We start from the raw sequence: 23,813 nt of genomic DNA on the forward strand, positions 1-23,813 counted from the left end.
TAGATTCAAAGTAGAAATACTGATATCATATCCCTTGGTCTGAGTAGATGCTGTATTTCCGGAAAAAGTGGTAATCCCTGTTGACGGAGCATAAGGAGATCTCCCAATCAAGTCCAAACCCTGCTTATTATACACTTCCAAAGTCCCTGAAATCCTGCCTGATTTACTTTCAAAGTCCAATCCAAGATTGGTTATTTTAATACGCTCCCATCTTAGATTCTCATTGGGAGGATTAATAATCTGCCCATAATTGACATGAGTCAGATTGTTGAAAGTAATTACCTGAGCTGTAGTAAATGCGGTTAAACTGCGGTCAACATTTCCATTATACCCATAGGAAAACCTGAGCTTCATAAAAGGCACTTTCCCCCATTTATAAAACGCCTCCTCACTGAGGGTCCATCCCAAACCGGCTGACCATAAAGGCACGGCTCTCATATTGGAACTGACTCCGAATAAATTGGAAGCGTCTCTTCTTAGACTTGCTGTCAACAAATAGCGCTGTTTCCACTGCAAGGAGCTATTGGCAAATGCTGAAAGAAAACGATCGGTGTACCTACCCATTCCATTGACATCGGGAATATTCAAGGTAGACCGTGGATTGGAATAGCGGGCGAATTGGGTAAAGTAATCCACCGTCTGGGAACTTGCCAATTCCGGATTGTATCCATAATAACGATTTGAAAAACTTTGGGATCGGAGGGATTTCAACTCCCCTCCTGCCAAAATATCCCATCTCCATTCCTTGAACTCCCTGTTATAATCCAGTTGTAAGCGGGCAGAATGACTGGATCCCTGAAAACTGTTGGTATTCAATATTCCTGCCTTCGGCACAGGGTAGCTTAACTGACCTGTTGAATCAACCTGTGTGTATAGATTGATCATGTTTCGGGTCTCATAGCTTTCCAAAGTGCTGAGATTATTGGTAAAGCTGCTTTTTTCCCAATACTGATATCTGGCAGACAAATTCAGTCCATCCCACAATTTATAGGACGCTCCCAAATTCAATCTCCAGTCCGAATTCTTTAATTCGCTGACATTCCGACCAAACTCCTCCAATGGCTTATAAGCCCAATCCAACAATCCCATGGATTCAGCTTCTCTTTTGAAACTCTCCCTTAAATTGGTAGTCACTTCCAAAGGATTTCCAGAGTTATCGGCCAGCCTCGCATAGGGATAAAGAGGAGTTTGTGCGTTCATTCTCAAATCCTGAGGATTGAAATTCTGATCCGTTTTATCATTCTTGACTCCATAAAAGCTGAAAGAAAGCCTCAACTTATCTTTCATCATGCGGAAGTCCTCTTTCATGTTCAGGGTGATTCGATCTCCGGAATTACCAAAAGAACCTTTTTTCAGATGATCATAGCCCAAACTTATTCTGTAAGCATGAAAATCGTTTCCACCCGAAACCCCGACATTGTATTGCTGGTTGAGCTGGGATTGATAGATATAGCGATTCAGATCATTTCTCAGATCATAATTCCCCAAGGCAGCTATTCTGGAGTCTGCTTCCTGCTCGGTAATCACTCCATCTCTAGCCAAAATCAGATTTTCAACTACGGGAGTTAAGCCTGGGTTATTAGGTGAATTCTCAGTGGAATTGTAATACCCGGAGGCAAATAGCTCACGCTCTACACTAATAAAATCCGAAACTGCCATCTTTGGCTCCCAAAATGCATCCGATGATTCTATCCAGTTGACATTCGCAGTGAGATCCACCTGCAAAGGCTGATCTTTCTTCCCTGATTTGGTAGTAATGACAATCACTCCGTTTCCTGCCCTGGCTCCCCAAATGGAGGCTGCCGAAGCATCCCGAAGCACGGTGATACTTTCCACATCATTGGGATTGATATCTTCCAGACTTCCATCAAATGGAAAATTATCTATGACGATCAATGGTTGGTTGAATCTCCCAAGGGTACTTCTGCCCCGAATGGAAATAGGGTCTCTTCCCGCATCCCCAGTCTTATTGAAAATCAAGCCAGAGGTCACATCCTCCAATCTGTCCAGCAAATTGGTGCTGACCTTTCGTTCCAATAGCTCCTTATTTACCTGCACAAAAGAACCAGCGGCTCTGGACTCTGGAATATTCTGATACCCTGTAGCCAATACTTCTACTCCACCCAACTGGATATCCATTGCCAACAAATCAATCCTCAAATTTCCCGGATAAGGAAGCAGGAGTTCCAGCTCTTTACTTTTATACCCTAGGTAAGAAACTATCAATACCTGATTTCCATCCGGAATGGATAACTCAAAATCCCCATTTTCATCAGAAACAGTCCCTTTCACTGTCCCTTTCAGCAAGACGGATGCTCCCGGAATGGGCTCTTGACTTTGACTGTCCAAAACAGTACCAGATAGCACAGACTGCTGCGCAAACCCTTCTCTAATTCCGAGAAAAACAAGTCCCAGAACCAAAATGTATACTTTGATCAGATTTCTCATAGCTCACCATAAATTGTGTTGGACACTTTACTTAAAACCAGTACAGGAATTTCCTCCTCACTCAATTCCAGAATAAACCCTGCCTTTTCAAAAGCTGCCTTTAGCTGCTCTGGCTTGGAAAAATTCCCTTTGATATCCAAGTCAATGGGATAATCAATCCCAGTCAGATCCATCAGAGGATAGTCAGACCTTTGTAGGGAAACCTGATTGAGTTGATAGATCAATCCTATCAATGGGTAATTTTTGATGGATGCCTCAAAAGGGCTAAAGCTATAGGAGGCTTGATTAAAGGAAGAAGCTGGATACCTCTTTCCCTCCGGCAATCGAAGGGCCCAGACTTTTCTTTTTCTCAACTCCAGTTTGGCCTCAATCCCTGGAAAATAGCGATCCAGATCCTCCTGCATGATCTGGTACTGATTCACTCCTGGAGGAGCTATCAATTCATATCCAAAAACATGATCGCCTTCTTCTCTCCATGCGATGTAATCCAACCCGGTCTTGGGGCTATCCAGCTCCTCCTCTCCAAAGCCCTCCAAAATCACCCGGTTCATTCCGATGTAATTGGCAAAATCCCGAGCAGAATAGGCAAATCGGTACAAACTCAACAAAGTCCTGTTGACGGCCAGAATATGGGCTCCATTCTCCCGATCATCCATCAATGTCCCAGAAACCTCTGGGATATAGGAGGTCAGTGCCGATTGAAAGCGGATATTCTTGGAAGGAATCTGCTGGTTCCCACTGATGAGATTTTCATCTAAGGAAAATGGAATCCGCTTATCCTTCTTTAATCTAAAGGAAGCAGAACCAGTCCGAACCAGACGCTCCAGATTCTCCTCTGTCAAATCCTCCTTTCCCGTCACAGCGATAATCTTTCCCGCTCGGTCCAAAATCACCAGATGGGGTAAGGTGATATGGGGAAAGAGCTTAGCCAGTCTTCTTTCATCCACCACCAGAGGCAGTGAAAGAGCAGCCATACTTGGATAGGCATCCAACTTTGCGTGGACTTTCTGGCCAGACTCATAGGTCACTGGTATAAACTGGATATCTGATTTAAATTTCTCCTGCAATTCATCCACCTTATACAAAGAGCCAGAAGAAGCCGAGCACCAGGTAGCCCAGAACTCCAATACCACATATTTGCCCCGATAATCCTCCAATCTCAGCTGATCCGAATCAAATTGTAGCACCTTGTCAAATTCCCCAAAAGGCAAATAATCTCCGATCCCAAGGGTATCGGAAAAAATGGAAGTACTCTCCCACTTTTCCGAATTCCCAGCGGGTGAGGCAACTTTGCCAAACACATCATTTATACTCCCTAACAGAATTGAAAGGATAAAACAGATATACAAGACTTTGTATTGCGAGGTAGGAAAGACATAGTCTTGAGAAATAAATCGACTTCGTCGATGAATTATGTCAGCCAGAGGCTGACGAGAAAGGGAAACTAATCTCGATAAGGTCAAACTGCTTCTATTGAGAAAAGGACAGACCTTTCCCAGGAAGCATAGAAGTATTAATTTTTTCATGCTTTGAAATGATTTGAAGATTCCTTGATTTTGAATTGTCTTGTGGAGAAATATTTCCCTGCAGTCCTGAAATAGGCAGGCTCGAAATCTCTTGACAATATTCTCCCTTTGGCTACAATTCAGCGTTATAGCCAGACAATGTGGACAAGTAATCCATGATTAAGAAATAGATAAAATCGGCAATGGATTCAGGTCGACTCTAGACCAATATTGCCTCCCCCTGATTAGGTAGGATAGCCCCGAGATGCATGCAGATTCGGGGGCAATCAGGGTAAAAGTTTTAAGCCTTATTCAGGCTGCTTAGGTTTGACAGCATAGAGAAGATCCACAGCTATGATCTCCAATTCTTTTCCCTGTTTTTTAAAAGGGCACAAAATACATTCGCTATATCCATCCAGATCTTGAAGAGGAAGTCTTAAAAAAGAAGATGATAGAAAAGCTTGAATCATGGCCTATGTTGATTTTGAAAAGTACTCCAACAGCCTATAGATATGTTTGATATCCTCCCGCTGTACCTTCCGATGAATATCGGAACTGCATTCCTCCAATTTGACGAGGTCGAGAATCTTCAAAAGAGAATCCCTAAAAAGACCTGCCTCTGCCCCTGGAATCTGAATTATTCCATCCAATTCCTTTGTATGACCTTTGTTTCTATCGATCATATAATAAGTATTTCTGTAAATATGTAAAGATTTTCTTAATAATAAAAACTATTTATTAAGAATTTCTTCATCTTTTTAAAGATTGTATATATTAGAGCATAGAAAAACTTAAAATGACAAGATTAGGAGAGGTATTTCAAAAGAAATCAATAAATAAAGCAGAAGTAGCCAGGAAATCAGGTTTAAGTTCTCCAAGAATAAGCGAGCTAACTTTAAACCCTAAAACAAAACTCACAGCTGCAGAACTCTATTTAATTGCCAAAGCGATAGATGAGGATCCTTGCAAGTTGCTGGACTATGTCTGTCAGGATTTAAAATAAAAAACCTCAAAACGCATTGTTTTGAGGCTTCTTTAAAAACTGAAGATAAATCTAATTCTAAGCCATTTGAATTGATTGCTTAAAGACTTCTCCTATTCCCGCCATATTTAAAGATTGCATATCAAAATTATCCTGAAGCCTTTTAAAATGAGATAGCAATTCCCTCAACTCCTTCATAGACTCTTGGGGAGCATTGGCAAAATTATGAGGATGCCACCAGAGATGATAAACCTCTCCTTTTTTTGCAGCATTTTCCATTTCGGATTTTACTCGATTCAGTCTGACTTGGTTCATCATCAAATTCTCCTTTTTAAAAGGCCTTAGAATCCTAGAAGCAGGAATTACCAATGGCTCGTTTGGATAAGGCTTTATTTCGGAAATAGGATAAGATGATCTAGAACCCACTTCAAAAAAGCAATCTGCAGATCGGAATACTTTCTTCCCAATGCTTTCATGCTGTGTTTCCTGCCAAAACCAATTTTTAGGATTCCCTCTGACAAACTCATAGCCTTCCTCTAAGCAAATAGGTAGATACAGCTCATTGATATGGTTCCTAGGGAAAACCAGTGACTTTAAAGTAACGCCAAATTTATCTTGTGCAATTCTCTGAGTTGCCTTTAAGTCCATGCGGAACTGTTCAGGGCTTTGCCCCCGCATCAAGGTATAATAATGGGCATAGGTATGAGAGCCTAATTCCTGATCGGGGGTTTCAATAATTTGCTTAATCAATTCAGGAGCAAAATGAACTTCTGGTTTGATTCCATTGACTTTCACCCATTCGTAAGCCGACAGTTCTTTCACTCTATAGCTTGGAAGGTATTCCGGCGAGTATGCCTTCCACTCCTCTTCATTATCCGCGAATAACATTCCAACTGTTGCCCAGGTAACCTGAATGTTATTTTCTGCAAAAAGATCCAACATCCTAGGTACCAAATCTCTGGTATTTGCAAAATACTGAGGTTTATAAGTAGTCCCTACTTTATCAAAAATCCCCCAAAGGAGTTCGAAGTCTAGAGAAATGGAGAGGGTACTGGAATTCATTGAAACAAGTTAAAGGATTGGATGAATTTATTCAAAAAGGAGAAGGGTTGTAATTGTTGTTATGGTTAAAAGGGTTGTTATGGTTGTTATTGTTGGGAGAGTTAATAGAGGGATTTGGGATTAGGGAAATGGAATTAGAAGTCAAGAAAGATTTTTGTGATTTAGGTTAAATTGTTCTCAAATTTTTGATGAGGGTCTATTTTGTTCGGTGAGATACCTGATATAACCATTCAGGATTTTAAGTGAAATAATGCAATCATTTTGAATGGATGAATACAATTCATCTTCAATATAATGACAATCTTTTGCCTCAATTAAATGGTCAAGAATTTCTCCTAATGAGCCTCTTGAATTATAAAAAAACTTTCTGCTATCCAAAAAATGAAATCTTCCCCAACCTTCGGCAATATTTGCTGTTGCAGACCTAGCTGCCCTTAGTAATTGAGCCTTAAGGTCATACTTCTCGGAATCAGGGATTCTCGAAAGAATTTCAATTCGAATCCTATTTTTAAGAGAATACGCACTTTGCCAACATTTTAAATCTTCAAAAGTATCCATAAAAAGTATGCTTGATCTTCTTCAAAATAATTAAACTCAACCAAAACTAAAAAAACAATCAAACTTTTACTCCGATTCAATCCCCGAATCCCTTTTCCCAAATCCCTTTTTAACCATCACAACGCCGAAGGCATTACAACGCGAAGCGGAAAACGCCAAAATCTTACAACTATTACATAAATTCCTTCATCAAGAGGTCAATGAGAATATGCCCTCCTAATCCTTATTGTTTGCTATCTGACAAACCTAAGGTGACTATCGGGATCCCAATTCCCTTTTCCCTAAATGCAACAACAAAGTGAACAACCGCGTATCGCCTAGCCCCCAACCAACTCTGCCTCTTCCCTATTCCTTCTTTCTTCCTCTACTATTCTATTAAATATTTCTGCTCGTTTTTTGATTCGATTTCTCTTCTCCCAATCCATAAAGGCCACAATTACAAAGAGCATAAAATACATAATTTGGGACTTTTGACGGATAATGATACCCAAATTAGACATCACAAAAGTCATGGAAATGGAAATAGAAATAAATACCACGGCAGACATCTTCACCATGGCAGGAGCTAATCTAATATATTCCAAAAAACTCTTTTTAAAAATCTTGCTAAACATATAAATATAGAGCGCATTCTCCATAGAAACCACCAAACCCAAAGCATTTGGGGAATCCACAAATAAGGGTCTAAACCAAAATGTGAACAGTTTAAATGGCAATGGGTAAGAGGACATATCTACAGCTGAACCTGCTGATTGCAATCTTTGGGAATTTAAAGCTGATTCCTCTTCAAAACTTTGAAGCACATTATTAGGATCATATCCTAAAAAAGTCAATAGATCCTCATAAACAAAAATACTCATTGCAATACCTGCTAAAGCAGCTAAGTATTTCTGATATACTGGGACTTTTTCCCTACCTAGGATAAAGCCTACACCCATTCCTATCAATACCGCAAACAAAATATGAGGGCGTATCATATAGCAAATAAATCCTCCTAAAACCATATGGATGATCCTTTTACCTGGCCAAGACAATCCATAAGTCAAAAGGGCCAGTCCTGCAAAAATATAGGCTCCCTTCCCTAAGGAAGCTGTCCAAAAATGCATATTGGGCAAAAACATAAAAATGGTAATGGCGTCCCAACCTTCGAATTTGGGATTAAAGCGAAGGTTTTCCTTCATAAAACAATAAAAATAGACAAAGCCCCAAAACCCCACCCAAGTGGAGAAGAACATCATCATATCATAATTAAAACCCAACCATTTGGCAAATGGATAGTTGATCCATTCAATAAATAAGGTCCCCGGTTCAAAGGCTTCAAACCAGCTTTTATAGTGTAAATAGCTTCTATAATAAACTACTGAATCAGACCTATTAACCTGAGCATAAGCCCAATAGACCAAACCAAAAAACATATGGAACCAATACATCTGGTTCAATAATCCAGCTTTCAACCATTTATGTTCTTTTTGAAGGTTATTCAAAATAGGTTGAGAGAGAAAAAACAGAAACATTATGAGGAGTACGGCTCCTAGCAAGTCTTTAGAATTTTGGTTGATTTAAAGATAAAGGAAAATGGGGAAAAGGGAGTCAGGGGTTTGGGAAAAGAGAGAAGTGGTTGGAGGTTGGGAAGTTGGAGGTTGGAAGGGTTGTAAGCTGCGCGTTGTTATGGTTATGAGCCTTCGGCGTTGGAAATGTTATATACTTCGCGTTGTTATGGTTGTATGCTGCGCGTTGTGGTTGTTGAGTGCTAAGTGATTAGAGAGCTGGAAATGGGGATTAGGGAGCGATAATCCCGGCTCTCTAATTCCTATCCCCCAGTCCCACCTTTTAAATCCTCATTTCTCAAAAAGCTAAATCCAAATTTCTGCATACTCAATAGTTTCCTTCCTTAAAATTTCCCCATTTTTACATCAGAATTCTAAGAGTCAATTGAGGTTTGAAAAAAATCAAGGTATTACATCTTATAAAAAGCTTGGGAAGAGGGGGAGCTGAGAAATTAATTCCTGAAACGGCTTTGGTTCATGATAAAAGTAAATTCGAATTCCATTGCCTTTATTTTTTCCATCAAGAACAAAATATCGTAGATGAATTAGAAAAGGGTGGGATTACCGTTCACCTAATCCCTTCTGGTAATTTGGGTCTATTTTTTCAGGTTAAAAAGGTTCAAAAATTTATTGAACAAGAAGGGTTTGATATTATTCATGCTCATTTACCTTGGGCGGGGATTTTATCCAGATTTGTTGGAAAAAACCTGACTATCCCAATTGTCTATACTGAACATAATACCTGGGATAGGTACAATAAAGTTTCCTATTGGGGAAATCGATTAAGTTTTAAAAATCAGGATATTGCCATTGCCGTTTCCAATGAGGTAGTTCTATCTATGCAACTCAACTCCATTATTGACCCCTATAAAAGAGGGGGAAGGTTAAAGGTTAAAGTGATCCAAAATGGAGTGAATACAGATACTTTTCAAAGAATCGAGGATACTAGTGCTTTGAAATCAAATTTGGGAATTCCTATTGACTCGGCTGTGATTGGAAAAGTAGCTGTCTTTAGATCCCAAAAAAGACTTTGGCTTTGGGTGGATATAGCTTTAGAGATTTTAGAGCATTATCCGGAAACCCACTTTTTATTGGTTGGAGATGGAGAATGGAGAGAAAGGATTGAGGAACAGATTAAAAAATCTGGAAAAGAAAAGAATTTCCATTTGGTAGGAGTTCAGAAAAATGTCATCCCCTATTTAAGTTTGATGGATATCTACCTTAGCACTTCTGAATTTGAAGGTTTACCTATAGCAATGCTAGAGGCTATGTCTTGTCAGGTTCCAGTGATAGCCACCAGAGCTGGGGGTATTGGAGAAGTAATCCAAGAAGGAATTCAAGGACATCTAACTGGAATAGATGATTGGAAAGAATTAAAGGGATTTTGTCAAGAGCTTCTAAAAAACAGCAATCCGTTAAAACACATGGGCCAAGAAGCAAGAAAAAGGGTTGTTGAGGACTTTAGTATGAAAAACATGGTAAGTGAATTGGAGGAAGTTTACTTGTCTGTTTTACAGGATAAAATCATTTTATAAAACTTTTCAAAAGATTTTGAAACAGCCTCAATCTTAAAACTATTCCTATAAACTTCGAATGCTGAATTTAGCATAGGATTCAAATCCTCTATATCCTTTTGAAGGATTTGAATAATCTTATCCTTAAATGCCATTTGGTCAGATTTAGGAATTAAATAACCTGTTTTTTCATTGATTAGCACTTCTGGAATTCCTCCTACATTATATGCAATCACTGGGATTTTATAAGCAAAGGCTTCTAAAATTACGGCAGGCAATCCTTCTATTTTACTTGGTAAAACAAAAATTGCATTTCTTGGTATAATCTCAAAAGGATTTGGAATGGCCCCCTTAAAAATAACTGAATCCTTTAGGCTAAATTTTTTGACTTTCTCTTTTATCTCTTCTTTTAATGCCCCTTCTCCGATAAGCCAAAGTTTTAATTCCGGAATTTGTGAATGAATATTTGAAAAAATGTCAATTAAGTCTAGGTGATTCTTTTCATAAGAAAATCCTCCTATATGCACCAATAAAGGATAATCTACAGACTCTAAATGTGTTTGATTTGTTGGAATTCGAATACCAATTGGAATTACTTGGTGAGCCTTTGAAAAATTAAAAAGAGATTGAAAATCCTCCTTCGATTTATTACTTACCGAAATCACACCAGCTATATTTTTATAGAGGTAATTATTAAAAAATTTTACCCAGGGAGAATTTATATAGAAACTTATTTGGGAGGCATTTCTAAAAAGAATTGGAGTATTCCACCCAAAAATCTTTTTAGAAAAAACAGAAAACTTTAAAGTATCTGCAGCATTGGCCTGAATGATATCCGGACTTTCATTTTTTACAATTCTAGAAAATTCTTTCCAGGCTTTCATATCAAAAAATCTCTTTTTGATAAGCCTTTTTAAATGAATCTGCTTGCCTGAAAATGGGAGGCAATAATCTCCTTCAAAAATAGAAATTAGTATTACTACATGTCCAAGTCTCTGCAACTCTTCCGAAAGCATAGCGGTAAATAATTCTACTCCCCTAGCTTGAGGTCTTTGTATCAGCTGGATTATTTTCACTTTCTATAATAAGCGTCCGAAAAGACCCAATGATCAGTAAAGTTCAATGTATGAACTCCCATTTGGGATTTAGATATATTAGGCTCCATGGTTTGAACCGTTTTTTCTTGATATTCTTTTTCATTAAGGACCAATATCTCCTGAATTTTTATTCTATGCCCGTATCTTAAACCCGAATCTTGAGCTGGTCTAAATAGTTTGCCATTTTTTTGATAGATCCTTCCTGCCGGTCTTGAAGAACGAACATCTGAAACAATTGGATTTAGCGCATGGGCTTTCCAATTGTTTGCAAATAAATCAGTGGTATAATAGGCATACAATTCTATAAAAACTGAGGTACCCGAATGAGGTCTTTGATTGACAAAAAGCCAATAGACATTTTCTATTTTCAGGATAGTGGGATCATAGGCTTCTTTTTCAAAAAAGACTCCCATTTTTTTCCATTTAATTGGGAAATCAATTGCCTTATAATAGAATATTTTACCTACCTCCCCAGATTCCGGAATTAGATAATACTCATTGTTATCCTTCCAAATAAATGGATAGGATAAATGATAATCTTCTTCCAGAACAATCCTGTTTTCTTGTAATTCTCGACCATCCCATTGTGCGACTCCAATCCTTCCCTTTTTCTTATTTCCATTAAAATCCTCATAAAAAACCCAAGTCTTTCCATCCTTTTCGACAGGAAAAGGATCAGCCCAAAATGAGCCTTTTGAAAGCAATCCTGGTGGAGGGACAATTGAATGGAAATCTCTGGAGCTAAGTACATTAGTATTATTCTCTGCTACCAATATTTCCCAATAAGGTTTTTTAATTCCTTCAGCTATTTTTCTTCCAAAATTTCTTAATAACAAATTGCTTCCAAGTCCAAGCATTTGCCAAAAGCTTGGGGGTGTCAAAATTGGAGTTTTATCATTTTTTGGAGACTGAAGATTTTGAAGTCCCTTTTCCCAGTTTTCCTTGCCTTTAACTTCGATTTCTTTCAATACTCTAGGGATAATAAAACTAGAAAGCCAAAAAATCTTATTGGCATTCCTCTGAACGGAAAGCGGATCTGTTTGTGAAAAGGATTTATATAAAACTTGACCATCATCTAATTTTTCAGATAGCCTTTGGAGAGTCACTCCGGTAATTTCCTTTTTCAACATTACTTCCCAAAAGGCAGGAGGACCACCTTTGTAAAATTGATTGTCCCCATGATGAAAAGACCAGACTCCTAACTTGGACAGTTTTAATATGTCTCCTCTTAAAATTCGAAAACCTAATCGAAGAATAAGATCAGGATGGAAAGCCTTTAGTTCTTCGATTGTTCCTAGACTGAAGTAATCCGAATATTTCTTTTGAGTTGGATGAATGGAAATCTCAGGAACATTCCAATTAGGAATATCCCTAAGATCTTTTTGAGCGAATGCATCAGGATAATTTAAAAACAATTTCCTATCAAAAGCCCTATATGCCCTGTAAAGAAAAGGAGACTTTGTACCACTTGGGATTGGGTTTTGATTAATTCCCAGCAATACTATTTCCGTATTGGAAGACTGATGAATCTGTAAAACACTTTCCCAAACCCAAGCTGAAACCTTTAATGAGTCTAATAAAAGGACAATACGAAACTTCATTTTAATTTTTCAAAGACATTAAAAATCCCTTTAAAGTTTCTTCATATTGCTTGGCAATTTTTTCAATATCGAACCTTTCAATCCCCTCATTTCTGGCATTTGCTCCCAGTTTCTTCATTAAATCCGGATGCTCGATAGCAAAAATCATTTGTCTTGCCAATTGTTTCGAGTCCTGAACTTCAAAAATCAAGGCTGTTTCAGGGTTTACAGCTTCCAAATTCATGGGGATATTAGATGCAATAATGGGAATGCCTGCCATCATAGCTTCTACCAAAGCGCCCGAAAATCCTTCATACCAACTTGGGAAAAGAAAGCAATGAAATGTTGCAGGATGTCCGATGTCCGATGTCCGATGAAAATCTGAATAAAGTTGGCTGTTCGAAGTCAATATGGATGATGGGTCGGAGATTTTTCCTGGAAGGAATATATTATTTTCTAGGCCTAGATAATGGACTGACCTTTCCAATTCTCTCCGATAAGTTCCTTCTCCAAAAATGGTCAGTGTACAATTGGGATACTTTTGAATAACTTTTGAAAAGGCATTAATCGCATCCTGAAAGCCCTTTCTTTCCAACAGTCTACCATAAGAAATGAAATTCACTTGTTTTCCTTCTTGATTTCCATCCAACCCCTGGCGATTACTATCTTCCCATCTATTTCCTAATCCCTGCTCCCTCTCAGTGCCCACAAGGCTTACTTTCCCCTTCACTGAACCATATATACCTATTTTCCTCCAACTCGTTTCTGGAATACTTCTGCCTCGATACACTACCGATATTTTCTGTTTTTCCAACCCCAGCGTATTCACATGCGACTCCGCCAAAGCCTCTGCATTAGCAATCCAATGTTTAGGAATCCCTGCCGTCAACCTATCCAGCCAATAAACTATTTTGTATTTAAGTCCTTTCTTATCGGTCCAAGCAATGGGTGCATAGCCATCGTTTACCAGTGTACCCACTAATGTAACACCCGTAATCCAAGATGCAACTCGTGTTATAATATCTGCCCGCCAAAGGGAGGAAACCAATAAATCCGGTTTCTCTTTTTTGATCAATCGAATCAAGCGGTAAATGGCCAAATGAAAATCATAGGACTCCTGAATATCCAAAAAAAAGAGCCGAATACCGGCTTTTTGATATTGCTCCTTCAGCTCATGTCTCGGATAAAAGTACACCAAAGACACATCTATTTCTCTTGAAAACCTAGAAATCAATTCCAGATTACTGCGTTCTGTCCCGGCATTAATTAAAGCGTCTTGGGTAAAAAGGACTTTCAAAAGTTAAGGTTCTAATTTTTTGAAGAAATTCTTATTTCCTGTTCCAATTGGGGAAGAAATAGATTTAAATCTTTTTAACTTTTTAAGTATAAAAAGCCCTAATGGAATTATAAAACTAGGCAAAACTTGCTTCTTCTTCGTTCCAGAACCATTCTTCCAAACCATATGCTCGTAGTCAGATTGTTGAGGAGCCTTGGCCAATACATCCACGACCTTTGTTCTCCTTGCAATATAGAAAAGAAAAGTTTCTTCGCTATTAGCCAAACTTACTCTGCTTTTAACTTTGGCCGGATCTGACACTTCATATACAGGGCTATCTGCTCTTGGAAAAAAAAGCCACATTTTCTCTATTTCAAATCCATTCTCCAAAGAAAAAACTCTATAAAAAAGCTCTGGACTAAATTGGTAAAAGCCATGACCCAAAAAATTATTTGAAGGAGTAACACCTATCATATGACCACCTTCTACTATCATTTCCATACAATTTTTTATGGCTTGAGGAAAGTTGAAAATGTGCTCTAATGAGCCGGAATCAATTACTAAAGAATATTTTTCCTTCTGATCATTTGGAACCGGCAGATTCATATCCCAAATTTGAGAAGCTCCTTCATAATTCGAAGCATCGAAGGTCTCAATTGAATCTGCACCCAAACTCATCAAAAATTGTTCTGAATATCGATTTTCGCGAGAAATCAGATGGCCTATCTCCTCATTTGAATAACCATATCGCTTAAATATTTTCTCAAATTCAACATAAGAACCATTTAGAGTCTGACGCCCAATTGTCGCCACTATGGAAAAATTCACATCTAACTTTTTTGTTTGAAGTAGCAGCTCAGTTGTTTTTATGTTAAAACCCATTATTTAAAGTTCAATCGTTTTCCCTTTTATTCCTTTACTGAAATGAATAAATGCCAACATGATTAGTTTGAAATTTGTAAACCCATAACTTATACCATATCTGAAGCCATAGATGGATTTTAGCGACCATTTTTGAACAAGTTTATATTTCATCGATGGTAATGTTAAAGTATCCGCGATAAATAATAAGTTTCTCAGACTATAATATTCTCTATTTAGGTTTAATTTTTTCTGATAGTAGGGTCGATCAAAATTAGTTCGGTGATATATCTTTCTAGCCTCTAAAAAAAGTTTGCAATCAACAATGATCACATAACCTTTTCTACACACTTTCAGACAAAAATCCAATTCTTCAAAACCAAAAAATAAACCAGGATCAGGGCAAACTCCTTCTCGAGCTATTTGTCCACTTACAAGCATACACATTCCTCCACCAACATAATCAACTTCTAATGTTTCTTTCTTTTCCAAAAGCCTAGATTGAACCCTTTTTATAACACCATTTTTTCTGTCAAAAAATTGTCCAACAGAACCTAAAACTCCAGTAAAGGGATTTTGATCTCTTATAGCTAATAATCTTTCAAAACAATCATTCCGAAATGGAGGATCATTATCATCTCCCCAATAGATCCAATCAAATCCCTCATCAGCACAAAGTTGTAATCCTTTTGCTGCAGCACCAGCTGGTCCAGAATTATAACCCATTCTATAATAGTGAATTCGACTATCCAATAACCCAGCTAAAGCTTGATCTGTTTCTAGGTTATCCGAATTATCAATAATCCAAATTAATTCTGGAGGATGGGATTGAGTAAAAATAGCATCGATTGTTTTTAACAAGATTTTTGGACGATTATAGGTAATAATGAAGCCGCCGAATCTCATTTAACAGAATCTAAGTAAATCTTGGAAGATATTAAAGGAGAAAGAGAAATAAGTAGCCTAAGTAGTGTTGATAACTTATACGGTTTTAAGCGATAGGCTATCCAAAGGTGTTTTCTAGCTTGACTAAATTTTCTGAAACGAAGTTGATTTACTCCAATTATTTGATGATATAGATGCTTAGTATGATTTGGCAAAGTTTGTTTATGCTTGTTTAATATTAATAAATTCGAATCTATAACATTCTGTAAATTTTTACTTCCTCCATTAGTTGAATCATAATAAGTTAGACCAATTATTGGTATTTTTTTGAGAATCAAGGAAGCAAGATTTAAACGATGAAAAAGTTCCGTATTTTCACCAAACCTTAAATTCTCGTCATACCCATGGAGAGAATCAAACACCTCCCTTTTAATAGTGAAGGTTCCAGATAGAAATGGGATATATTTTTCATCATTTTGAACAAATGATTTTGATTCTCCATTAGGAAAAACCCAATCAAAACCCCATACCAAGACTTCCTGATCTTGAGAGTTTGAATTCATCAAGCTATCAAAAAGCGAATTTTCAAATTCATCATCAGAATCCAAAAAGATCAACCACTCTCCAATAGCATTAGAGGCACCCAAATTCCTAGCAGCACTAACCCCTATGTTTTCTTGGTAGAAGTAGGAAACTTTTGGGTTTGACATGTAGTACTGAGAAATTTGTTCTGACTGATCAGTACTCCCATCGTTTACTAAAATCAACTCCCAATCTGGGTATTTTTGGGATAGAACGGATTGAATTGCTCGATCTAGGGTATTAGCCCCATTGAAAAAAGGAATAATGACCGAAAACTTAATTCCCAAAGATTTTTTGATTTCTATTGTAACCATTCATGGCTTCTCGATAATTCCTTATAAAAGCCCAAAACTTAGTACGAACAACGACATAGTCGACTTCACTCTGAAAGGAATTCTTTGAAATAAGACTCGTTTTGATGATTCCTTTTAAAATGATAAAAAAACTATAAAACAAATGCTTCCTAAAATCACTTCTATTCTGGAACTCATCCAGCCTGTAGGCCGATAGTATAGGAAAACTATTGCTAATTCCTCTTTTTAGTCTAAGGTAATACTCAAAATCAATACGGTGTTTGTCAATATGATGGTAGAATTTTAAGGACTCAGAGTACATTAAATCAAATCCTTCTAATTGGATAGCATGGCAAAATTCAACATCACCTCCCGAAGAAAGTTCTTCCCCTTTTCTACAAGAAAGTAAGGATTCAAATCCTCTATTTTTTAAATTATTCAAAATCGGCCTTCTATAGAAGCAACCAGCACCATATAAATGAGCAAACTTGGGTAAAGGCTCTAAATTTATCCCCTGAGGGCCTAGTGCATAACTTTTGGCAAATTTAGGAAACCAAATAGGAAGGTTCTGCTCTGGCAAAATACCGCATCCACCAAGGGCTCCCAATTTAAGATTCGATTGAAGTATTGAAAGACCTATATCCAAGTAATCTTTAAAAAGTTCATTATCATCATCACAATCCAAAATGATATCATATTTAGCTAGACCAATGCCAAACCAAAATGCATACATTTTCCCAGGCTTTGAAAATTTCTCAATCCGAAAATCAATTCCTGAATCTTTTAATATAGCTTTTGCTTCAGCATAGGTATTGTCAGAGGAATTATTATCAATCACTATCAATTCCCAGGGATAGTTGGAATCTTGATGGATGATTGCATCTAATGTGGTATGGAGTTTTTTCGCTCCATTGTAGGTACAAAGTATAATACTGCAGCTCAAAATCTAGATAAACGATTGATAAGGGCTCCTCCAATCCTTCCGTAAAGAACATGATTGCGTTTCTTTATCTGAGGTAAAAAAACCATTCTAGAAAGTTTAACACTTTGATCCTTGCTGTACTGAAGCTTCTGAAAAAAATATTGAACCTTTGAGAGGCTTTCTCTTAAAAGCTTTTCAATTTGTTCCTTTTCAAAAAAGTAAGCCCAAGAAAGGTAGGAGCTTAGGCCTTTCCAGTCTTCCTTTTTTATTTTCCAACCCCATTTCTTCTCCTCTACTGCATACCATTCAACTGCTTCCTCCACCTTTCCTTGCTGAAGCAATACCCCAATCATACGAATCAAATGGTTTTTCTGTATTTCTGAGATATTAAGGTCATACTCCTGGTTATATGATGTACCTTTTGGAAGCCTAGTATCTATTCTTCCAGCCCTATCACTAACTTCTGACAAAGCCTCATACATCACACAGGGATTACGACTCATGCTTGTTAGGACGTACCGATAAGCCACCAAAACCTTCTGGATAGAAACTATTTTCACTCCCATTTTTCCAGCTCGAATCCAAAAATCCCAGTCCTCACAACTTTTTAATGCAGGATCAAATCCTCCCATAAGCTCCGCAAAGTTTCTTCGAATCAAGATGGAATGACAGGGCCCGATATTATGGGTAAGAACACTGGGATAGATATTGCCATTATAAGATGGCAGATGGCTATGAAATCTCCTTCCACCATGCTTATCCCAATAAGCATAGCCGCAACGAAAGAGTTTTATCTCGAGATTCGATTGAATGACATGGGCATAGCTTTTCAAGCAGTTAGGCTCCAACCAATCATCCGCATCTAAAAACAATAAAAATTCTCCTTTTGCTATTTTCATACCAGTATTCCGGGCAGCGGATAGGCCTTGATTTTTTTGCTCGATGTATTGGATGGGAATGTATTTTTTTACCAAATCTGCTCCGATAGCTTCCGTTTGATCGGTACTGCCATCATTTACCAAAATCGCTTCCCAATCTTCAAATTCCTGAGCAATAATCGAGTATACGCAATCCAAAAGGAAGTGCCCTTGATTGTAGCATGGAATTATGATCGAAATTAATGGAGTCTTCATTTCTTTTGATTCAAACTCAAATTTTCAATGTGATTTGGCAGATTTTTCACATATGAGAATCAACGTTTTCCCAAAACTATGAAATAGCACTTTATCAAAAACCTTTGAAATAGGGATCAAAGTAGAATCCCAAAATTGGATTTGACTTGGCCTGGGATAGGGCTGTCGCAAAACCTGTTTATTCGCAAAACTGGATAAAAAACCCATTGTATCTAGGTAGCGAAATCTAGTGATCTCGACATTTTGCGGAAGTATAGCTTTAAGCATTCCTTTGTTATATCTTCTGAAATGTCCTATACTTTGGTCAAATCGACTAAATAAAAAATTAAAGGCCGGTACTAAAATAATTAAATGGCCTTCTACATTCAAAGCCGATATAGCCTTTTCTAACTCATCTCTGTCTTGCTTAATGTGCTCTAAAACATCGATATATAAAATGGTATCATACCTTTCATAAACCGTAGGTAGTATTCTATTTTCAAGTTTTATTTGACTTCTAAACTCCCAAGATTGACTTGCGATGGAGAGTTTTTCAAACAATTCGGTATCTGGTTCAAAACAAGTCCATGATGAAACCTTCGAATTAAATAGAAAAGAAGTAGTTCCACCAAGACCGGCTCCTACTTCTGCAACTCTGCCACTAATTTCGGGGATCAATTGAGAAGAATAATACCGTTTCCAATTTTTTGCTTTCTCAAATAGGGCTAGTTCTTTTCCAGGATATTTCATTTAATCAATGTATTTACTGTACTCTTTTATCGGTTGAATGGCTTGAGTACTTCTATTGGAAAGAAAAATAAATAGTGTAAAAAATGATATAATCAAAGCTTGAAATAATAGTATTCCAAAAGCCAAAACTGAATAAGTAGCCCATCCTGGTATAGCCAAATCTGTCCCAAATCGAATTCCTACTACAACTCCAATTCCTGCCATTGCCAGAAGAATAATACTTAAAGAAAATAAAATAACCCTTGTTGTTACTACATCTACAAAAACAGCAATACCACTTAGCCCATGAATTATTAATCCTGTAATATTCATTCTTGATTTTCCATAATACCGTTTTCCGCGTTCTGTAGAAAGTTTATCAAAAGGGATTTTAGATTTAAGAAATGCTACCGCATAATTATTCCAAAGGTTTGCGTCGTGTACCAAGGCTTTTAACCGACTTCCCTCTATAACACTAAAATTCCCAAAATCAATTTTTCTTCCTGTAGAAAACCAAAATATAATTTTATATATCCAATAAAATAATTTAAATAAAAAACCTTCGCTTCTTTTAGTTCTCTTAGCAAATATACTTTGCGAGTGTTGCTTTGCAGCCTCTACCATTCTAAAAAAATCCACAGGTCGATCTTCCCCGTCTGCATCAAGCACTCCTACCCATTTGCTGGAAAAATGGTCAAAAACATAACAGAGACCAATTGCGATTGCACGCTGATGTCCAATATTCTGGACAATCCGAACTGTTTGCAATTCCAATCTATCATATATTCCAATGTCAAATGGACATAGGGATTCTGAAAAATCATCTACAATAACTACACTAACCTTTCCATTTACTTGGAGTTTGGCTAGTGAATTTATTTCAGATAGAAGGTCCGCAAGACTTTCCCAATCATTGTGCTGAGGAATGACTAGAGTTAGATAGCGCTTTTCCAAATTTTAATTTCTTTAATACAAAGGTGGAAGCCAAAATTATACTAAGACTGATAAAAGGATATGAAGGAAGCAAATATCGATTTTCTACAACGCGCAGAATAATTGGATGAATTAAAAAAATATACCAAACTATTCCTGAAATCAGGATAATGGATGCATTCTCTCTCAAAAAGAACAAAATAATCAAAGAACTCAGGTAACCCAAAATCAAAGTCCCTGCATAAGTAAAAGATTTGATCCTAATTAATCTATCTCGAAATGGAAAGCTCAGACCATAATATGGATTTCTCACTTTGGTTGTAAAAAAAAACTGGCGCATAAGTTTAATACGTGAATCAAACCAATATAAGGTCGGAGCTTCAGATTTAATGGATTGAGAATAACGGTCAAATCTAGCATAGATAGAATTTGCCCTCAGGTCAAATTCTAGATCGCTGAGATGAGCACTATCGAATTTCAGTGAAAGCAAATCCTGTTGAAGCTGCTGCAAAGAATCCTGATTAAAGGCTGATGTAAAAATCTCTGAAGGGAATTGAATATCCTTTTGATCAAAATATGCAAGACTATTATGTCCTAAACCAAAATAACTAATCTCCGCACCAGGATCCCACCAAAGGTAGTTTCCTCCCCAACTCTGCACAAACCTAAAGGCAGGCTCAAAAAAAACATTGCTTTGGGACCTACCTAAAAAAGACTCTTGCAATGGAATGAACTTTTTAAACCTTCGATAGCCAGAATAAACCCAAAGTGAATCCACAATCAAGAATGGAAGTAAGAATAAAAAAGCCAACTTAAAACCATTTTTCAATTCCTCTTTATGCTCCCAAATCATCAACAAAACGACTAGAATACCTAATGGAAGCATTACAGCACGGAGAAAAACTGCCCAAGCAAAAAATAGCCCAGCAATAATAATAAAAGAGGGATTCTTTATTTCCTGATACCTAAAATAAAAATACACCATCAAAACTAATGCAGAAACAGAAAAGCTCTCAGTCAATAAAAAGTGATCATACCAAGTTGTGTAGGTAGTAAATAAGGCAATATAAAAAGTAAGTATAAAGACTTTCTGGGATTTTGTAATAAACCCTGCAACCCTAGCTATCGCGTAAACAGCTATTCCACCAAGTATTGATTGTAGAATAATCAGCAAATTAAGCGCATGAGTTTTCGTTAGCACAGTTAGTAACAGCCCATAAATCAACCCATAGCCAGGCATTCGTTCATGAGGCAAATAATTCCCTTTTTCTAAATAATTATCTATGGGCTCAAGGTAACCAAAAGTGTCATGAGAATACTCTCCAAAAAACCCAGGAAAATATTCTGGCTCAGTATCAGCGGAAGCCATAATTAACATACCTGAAATTCGAAAGATTACTGCACATATCAGCCAATAAAAAGGTCGGATAGGAAGAAAATCTTTACCCCTCATATCCCAAACTTCCCTCCCAAAACCTCTCCATAGTTTTCAAGTTTACTTACACCAAACTCTTCCAAGGCGAGCATTTGATATTCGTTGCCTCTCTTCCTTAATGCCTGATATGCCTCCGAGTTGGGAGTCCATTGGTCGTGGATCACTCCACATTTTCGGGTAGTTCCTACATTTAAACCTGCTAACTTCGCACGGATAAAAAAATTCTGGTGCTCCCCTCCTTTCAAGATCGGATTCCATCCACCAAATGATTTTACTTTTTCAGTACGAGCTAAGAAGAAGTTATGCGTTAAATCGCATAAGGTTACAGGATCACGATATTCAATAGGCAAAAGAGAAATCTTATCTTTTTCAATGTAAAACCCCGCATGATATTCAAAACTTTGAAAGCTGGGTAATACCCAATTATAGAAGTTTAAATATTTATTTAAACGCAGTAGATATTGACCTATCCTAGTTTTTCGATTATGCTGCAAAAATACGCCTCCTAAAATATCCAATTCGTTTCCATTCAAAAGCTTTTTCATGAGGGGAATACGTGTACGCCGATCAATTACAAAATCATCATCACACAATAAAAAATAGGGAGTTTGAACCAGTTCCAACATTCGATTTCTCCCCTCAGCCGTTCCGGTATCATAGGGCAAATCCAAATAGGTGATATTTAAATTTGCGAATTTGGACAGGATCCTTTCTCCATAAGGAATAAGACTATCATCAGCGATAATTATCTGTCCTGAGAATTCATAATTTTTAATTGAATGAAGTAATTGGATCAAATGTGCTTCCCGCTCCAGCGTTTTGATCAGTATGGTCAAGTCCTTTTCTTGATCCATCATGTAATTTTTTTTTGGTTCAAAAGGAGCTAGATTTATAAAATTCATTTTTTTGAAATTAAATTTTTGATCCATCGTTTAAGGGGGTGAATATCAAGCTGATTTTTAAGCGAACGAATCTTCCTTTGGTAGTGGGCATTCTTCGCTAGGTACAATTCAGGGTGAATAAACGATAAATGAGAATTCGGGTATTTAGTAACCAATTCATGTGAATGTTTGACCACCAAAAAAATATTTTGTCTATACCAATAATCCACCTTTTGATTGTCCCAAATCAGAGGCCGGATAATATCTAAAAATACAAATTCATGAACAGAAAACTTTTTTGCCCAATAGTCAGGCCACTGTTCATTTAAATGATTTTGACCACCCTGACCTGGTATAGCTGCAGAAAAAAGAATAACATCAGAATGCCTAACTAATGAATCAATAAACATATCTGAAACAAATTCAGACAAATGTTCTGCAACTTCAAGACATAATAATAGATCAAAATTTCTTTTAAGATAAAATTTATGGTTTAAATCCTTACCTAAAAATTGACTTTCTTGAATCAATAATTGCTCTTTATTTACATATTCACCATCAATTCCAATAATATCTGAAATTCCCAAATCAGAACTAGATTTAAGCCAAGTTCCAATACCACATCCAACATCCAAAATGGAATTTGGCTGGATAAGTTCAAATAAAATTGGAAGAATAATATCAGAAGATCTAGTATTATGAATTTCGGAGGTATGAATATATCTCATTAACAATATTTACTTTACCAAATTACTTTCAAGATAATTTAAAGTTTCTAATTCATTAAATTTACGAGCAAAAAGTGACTCTGATTTTATAGCATCTTCAATATCATCAAGTTTTAAATATTCTGGATGAGATTTACCTTGAATCCATTTGGTATATCGTAGTGAATCATTAACCCACATTTTAGGATCATGAATAGACCAAAATATGCTATGAGGTAAAGATTCTTCCGCAAGCAATGATAAAGACAACCTACTTTTAAGAAGAAAATTACACTTAAAATCAACTAACATTTTCTCGACCGTATTTCGACATAAATTGAACCAATTGACACCAACATATATGTTATTGGGAACTGGAAATTTCAAAAAATCACAGTGCTGTTGAATAATTTTAAAACGGTATTTTATTGAAAAACTAACACTTTCAAAAGCATTATCAGGTTGACGATTTGGAACATGTACATAATTAAATCTTCGCTTGAAATTTCTTAATAAAGGATTACTAAGTGCCAAATTAATTGGAATTACATTAAAGAAATCTTTGTGAATATTTTTTAAAACAAAATCATTAAAATAATCTAACGTTTTTATCGGAAAATCTTCACCACTGATTAGAAAAAAATATTTTTTTCCATCTTTGAAAGCAAATTTAAGTAAGTCAAAAGTGGCTAAAGTAACATTAAAATCACCCCAGCTGCATGGAAGTTGTTTTTCTATTGAAATAAAATCGCCTTTTATATCCGAAATATTAAATTCAGCATTTTTGTCTAAATGTACATAAATTTGAAACTTTGAGAATTCAAAAAAAGAAATAATACGCTCAAGCTGAAACTTACTCTTATGACTTAAAACTAAAATTGCATATGGCTTATTTTCCATTCTA

23 protein-coding genes are annotated in these 23,813 nt (G+C 36.7%); 2 read left to right on the top strand and 21 right to left on the bottom strand.

From position 1 onward, the window contains the following. The 4 genes from O0V13_RS15075 to O0V13_RS15090 form a co-directional block, all read right to left on the bottom strand. The coding region (locus O0V13_RS15075) for a SusC/RagA family TonB-linked outer membrane protein (protein WP_268035798.1) at positions 1-2,448 on the bottom strand (2,448 nt) is incomplete at its 3' end. Next, complete coding sequence (locus tag O0V13_RS15080) at positions 2,445-3,974, bottom strand: TlpA family protein disulfide reductase (protein ID WP_268035799.1); 1,530 nt, start codon at positions 3,972-3,974, stop codon at positions 2,445-2,447. The genes O0V13_RS15080 and O0V13_RS15075, both read right to left, overlap by 4 nt. A gap of 287 nt (positions 3,975-4,261) precedes the next feature. Then, on the bottom strand, positions 4,262-4,423 hold the full coding sequence (locus O0V13_RS15085; RefSeq protein WP_268035800.1) for a hypothetical protein: 162 nt from the start codon (positions 4,421-4,423) through the stop codon (positions 4,262-4,264). A 3-nt stretch (positions 4,424-4,426) separates the two neighbouring features. Further along, a complete protein-coding gene (locus O0V13_RS15090; RefSeq protein ID WP_268035801.1) occupies positions 4,427-4,636 on the bottom strand; it encodes a hypothetical protein in 210 nt (69 codons plus the stop codon). Between the two features lie 113 nt (positions 4,637-4,749). On the opposite strand from O0V13_RS15090, the gene O0V13_RS15095 reads away from it, so the two are divergent. Beyond that, positions 4,750-4,956, top strand: coding sequence for a helix-turn-helix domain-containing protein (locus O0V13_RS15095; RefSeq protein ID WP_268035802.1), 207 nt, complete (start codon positions 4,750-4,752; stop codon positions 4,954-4,956). A gap of 57 nt (positions 4,957-5,013) precedes the next feature. Here O0V13_RS15095 and O0V13_RS15100 read toward each other — a convergent pair whose 3' ends face one another. From O0V13_RS15100 to O0V13_RS15110, 3 genes are all read right to left on the bottom strand, one after another. Then, a complete protein-coding gene (locus O0V13_RS15100) occupies positions 5,014-5,997 on the bottom strand; it encodes a polysaccharide deacetylase family protein (RefSeq protein WP_268035803.1) in 984 nt (327 codons plus the stop codon). Between the two features lie 177 nt (positions 5,998-6,174). After that, positions 6,175-6,555 (bottom strand): four helix bundle protein, encoded by a 381-nt coding sequence (locus O0V13_RS15105; RefSeq protein WP_268035804.1) that lies wholly within the window; start codon positions 6,553-6,555, stop codon positions 6,175-6,177. Positions 6,556-6,872: 317 nt separating this feature from the next. After that, the gene (locus O0V13_RS15110; RefSeq protein WP_268035805.1) at positions 6,873-8,069 is read right to left on the bottom strand and encodes a hypothetical protein; all 1,197 of its coding nucleotides are present in this window, start codon (positions 8,067-8,069) and stop codon (positions 6,873-6,875) included. Between the two features lie 425 nt (positions 8,070-8,494). Here O0V13_RS15110 and O0V13_RS15115 point away from each other — a divergent pair, with 425 nt between their 5' ends. Next, positions 8,495-9,637, top strand: coding sequence for a glycosyltransferase (locus O0V13_RS15115; RefSeq protein WP_268035806.1), 1,143 nt, complete (start codon positions 8,495-8,497; stop codon positions 9,635-9,637). On the opposite strand, the gene O0V13_RS15120 is transcribed toward O0V13_RS15115, so the two are convergent. From O0V13_RS15120 to O0V13_RS15185, 14 genes are all read right to left on the bottom strand, one after another. Next, a complete protein-coding gene (locus O0V13_RS15120) occupies positions 9,601-10,692 on the bottom strand; it encodes a glycosyltransferase family 4 protein (RefSeq protein ID WP_268035807.1) in 1,092 nt (363 codons plus the stop codon). The genes O0V13_RS15115 and O0V13_RS15120 overlap by 37 nt on opposite strands. Continuing rightward, positions 10,689-12,314, bottom strand: coding sequence for a glucosamine inositolphosphorylceramide transferase family protein (locus O0V13_RS15125; RefSeq protein WP_268035808.1), 1,626 nt, complete (start codon positions 12,312-12,314; stop codon positions 10,689-10,691). Before O0V13_RS15125 ends, O0V13_RS15120 begins: the two co-directional genes overlap by 4 nt. A gap of 1 nt (position 12,315) precedes the next feature. Continuing rightward, complete coding sequence (locus O0V13_RS15130) at positions 12,316-13,590, bottom strand: glycosyltransferase family 4 protein (protein WP_268035809.1); 1,275 nt, start codon at positions 13,588-13,590, stop codon at positions 12,316-12,318. A gap of 3 nt (positions 13,591-13,593) precedes the next feature. Beyond that, positions 13,594-14,397 (bottom strand): hypothetical protein, encoded by an 804-nt coding sequence (locus O0V13_RS15135; RefSeq protein ID WP_268035810.1) that lies wholly within the window; start codon positions 14,395-14,397, stop codon positions 13,594-13,596. 57 nt (positions 14,398-14,454) lie between these two features. Further along, positions 14,455-15,336: a glycosyltransferase gene (locus O0V13_RS15140; protein ID WP_268035811.1), complete on the bottom strand. Its 882-nt coding sequence runs from the start codon at positions 15,334-15,336 to the stop codon at positions 14,455-14,457. Next, on the bottom strand, positions 15,333-16,211 hold the full coding sequence (locus O0V13_RS15145; RefSeq protein WP_268035812.1) for a glycosyltransferase family 2 protein: 879 nt from the start codon (positions 16,209-16,211) through the stop codon (positions 15,333-15,335). The genes O0V13_RS15140 and O0V13_RS15145 overlap by 4 nt, the downstream gene beginning before the upstream one ends. Continuing rightward, entirely contained in the window at positions 16,174-17,133 is a 960-nt protein-coding gene (locus O0V13_RS15150) for a glycosyltransferase (protein ID WP_268035813.1), read from the bottom strand. Before O0V13_RS15150 ends, O0V13_RS15145 begins: the two co-directional genes overlap by 38 nt. Next, complete coding sequence (locus O0V13_RS15155) at positions 17,130-18,245, bottom strand: glycosyltransferase family 2 protein (protein WP_268035814.1); 1,116 nt, start codon at positions 18,243-18,245, stop codon at positions 17,130-17,132. The genes O0V13_RS15150 and O0V13_RS15155 overlap by 4 nt, the downstream gene beginning before the upstream one ends. Positions 18,246-18,269: 24 nt before the next feature. Further along, entirely contained in the window at positions 18,270-18,974 is a 705-nt protein-coding gene (locus O0V13_RS15160) for a class I SAM-dependent methyltransferase (protein WP_268035815.1), read from the bottom strand. Beyond that, positions 18,975-19,907: a glycosyltransferase gene (locus tag O0V13_RS15165; protein WP_268035816.1), complete on the bottom strand. Its 933-nt coding sequence runs from the start codon at positions 19,905-19,907 to the stop codon at positions 18,975-18,977. It abuts the gene before it with no gap. After that, positions 19,864-21,255 carry a hypothetical protein gene (locus O0V13_RS15170; protein WP_268035817.1) on the bottom strand — a complete coding sequence of 464 codons (1,392 nt, stop codon included), beginning with the start codon at positions 21,253-21,255 and terminating at the stop codon, positions 19,864-19,866. The genes O0V13_RS15165 and O0V13_RS15170 overlap by 44 nt, the downstream gene beginning before the upstream one ends. Positions 21,256-21,335: 80 nt before the next feature. After that, complete coding sequence (locus O0V13_RS15175) at positions 21,336-22,178, bottom strand: glycosyltransferase family 2 protein (RefSeq protein ID WP_268035818.1); 843 nt, start codon at positions 22,176-22,178, stop codon at positions 21,336-21,338. A 41-nt stretch (positions 22,179-22,219) separates the two neighbouring features. After that, on the bottom strand, positions 22,220-22,930 hold the full coding sequence (locus O0V13_RS15180) for a class I SAM-dependent methyltransferase (protein ID WP_268035819.1): 711 nt from the start codon (positions 22,928-22,930) through the stop codon (positions 22,220-22,222). A gap of 9 nt (positions 22,931-22,939) precedes the next feature. Further along, complete coding sequence (locus O0V13_RS15185) at positions 22,940-23,809, bottom strand: beta-1,6-N-acetylglucosaminyltransferase (protein WP_268035820.1); 870 nt, start codon at positions 23,807-23,809, stop codon at positions 22,940-22,942. Positions 23,810-23,813: the final 4 nt, after the last annotated feature.

Source organism: Algoriphagus sp. PAP.12 (genome assembly GCF_026652115.1).
Taxonomy (GTDB): domain Bacteria; phylum Bacteroidota; class Bacteroidia; order Cytophagales; family Cyclobacteriaceae; genus Algoriphagus.

Bases quoted from the DNA above. Each gene is read 5' to 3' on its own strand.
- O0V13_RS15080 (WP_268035799.1), bottom strand. From the start codon at position 3,974: ATGAAAAAATTAATACTTCTATGCTTCCTGGGAAAGGTCTGTCCTTTT.
- O0V13_RS15085 (WP_268035800.1), bottom strand. From the start codon at position 4,423: ATGATTCAAGCTTTTCTATCATCTTCTTTTTTAAGACTTCCTCTTCAA.
- O0V13_RS15090 (WP_268035801.1), bottom strand. From the start codon at position 4,636: ATGATCGATAGAAACAAAGGTCATACAAAGGAATTGGATGGAATAATT.
- O0V13_RS15095 (WP_268035802.1), top strand. From the start codon at position 4,750: ATGACAAGATTAGGAGAGGTATTTCAAAAGAAATCAATAAATAAAGCA.
- O0V13_RS15100 (WP_268035803.1), bottom strand. From the start codon at position 5,997: ATGAATTCCAGTACCCTCTCCATTTCTCTAGACTTCGAACTCCTTTGG.
- O0V13_RS15105 (WP_268035804.1), bottom strand. From the start codon at position 6,555: ATGGATACTTTTGAAGATTTAAAATGTTGGCAAAGTGCGTATTCTCTT.
- O0V13_RS15110 (WP_268035805.1), bottom strand. From the start codon at position 8,069: ATGTTTCTGTTTTTTCTCTCTCAACCTATTTTGAATAACCTTCAAAAA.
- O0V13_RS15125 (WP_268035808.1), bottom strand. From the start codon at position 12,314: ATGAAGTTTCGTATTGTCCTTTTATTAGACTCATTAAAGGTTTCAGCT.
- O0V13_RS15140 (WP_268035811.1), bottom strand. From the start codon at position 15,336: ATGAGATTCGGCGGCTTCATTATTACCTATAATCGTCCAAAAATCTTG.
- O0V13_RS15145 (WP_268035812.1), bottom strand. From the start codon at position 16,211: ATGGTTACAATAGAAATCAAAAAATCTTTGGGAATTAAGTTTTCGGTC.
- O0V13_RS15155 (WP_268035814.1), bottom strand. From the start codon at position 18,245: ATGAAGACTCCATTAATTTCGATCATAATTCCATGCTACAATCAAGGG.
- O0V13_RS15160 (WP_268035815.1), bottom strand. From the start codon at position 18,974: ATGAAATATCCTGGAAAAGAACTAGCCCTATTTGAGAAAGCAAAAAAT.
- O0V13_RS15170 (WP_268035817.1), bottom strand. From the start codon at position 21,255: ATGGCTTCCGCTGATACTGAGCCAGAATATTTTCCTGGGTTTTTTGGA.
- O0V13_RS15175 (WP_268035818.1), bottom strand. From the start codon at position 22,178: ATGATGGATCAAGAAAAGGACTTGACCATACTGATCAAAACGCTGGAG.
- O0V13_RS15180 (WP_268035819.1), bottom strand. From the start codon at position 22,930: ATGAGATATATTCATACCTCCGAAATTCATAATACTAGATCTTCTGAT.
- O0V13_RS15185 (WP_268035820.1), bottom strand. From the start codon at position 23,809: ATGGAAAATAAGCCATATGCAATTTTAGTTTTAAGTCATAAGAGTAAG.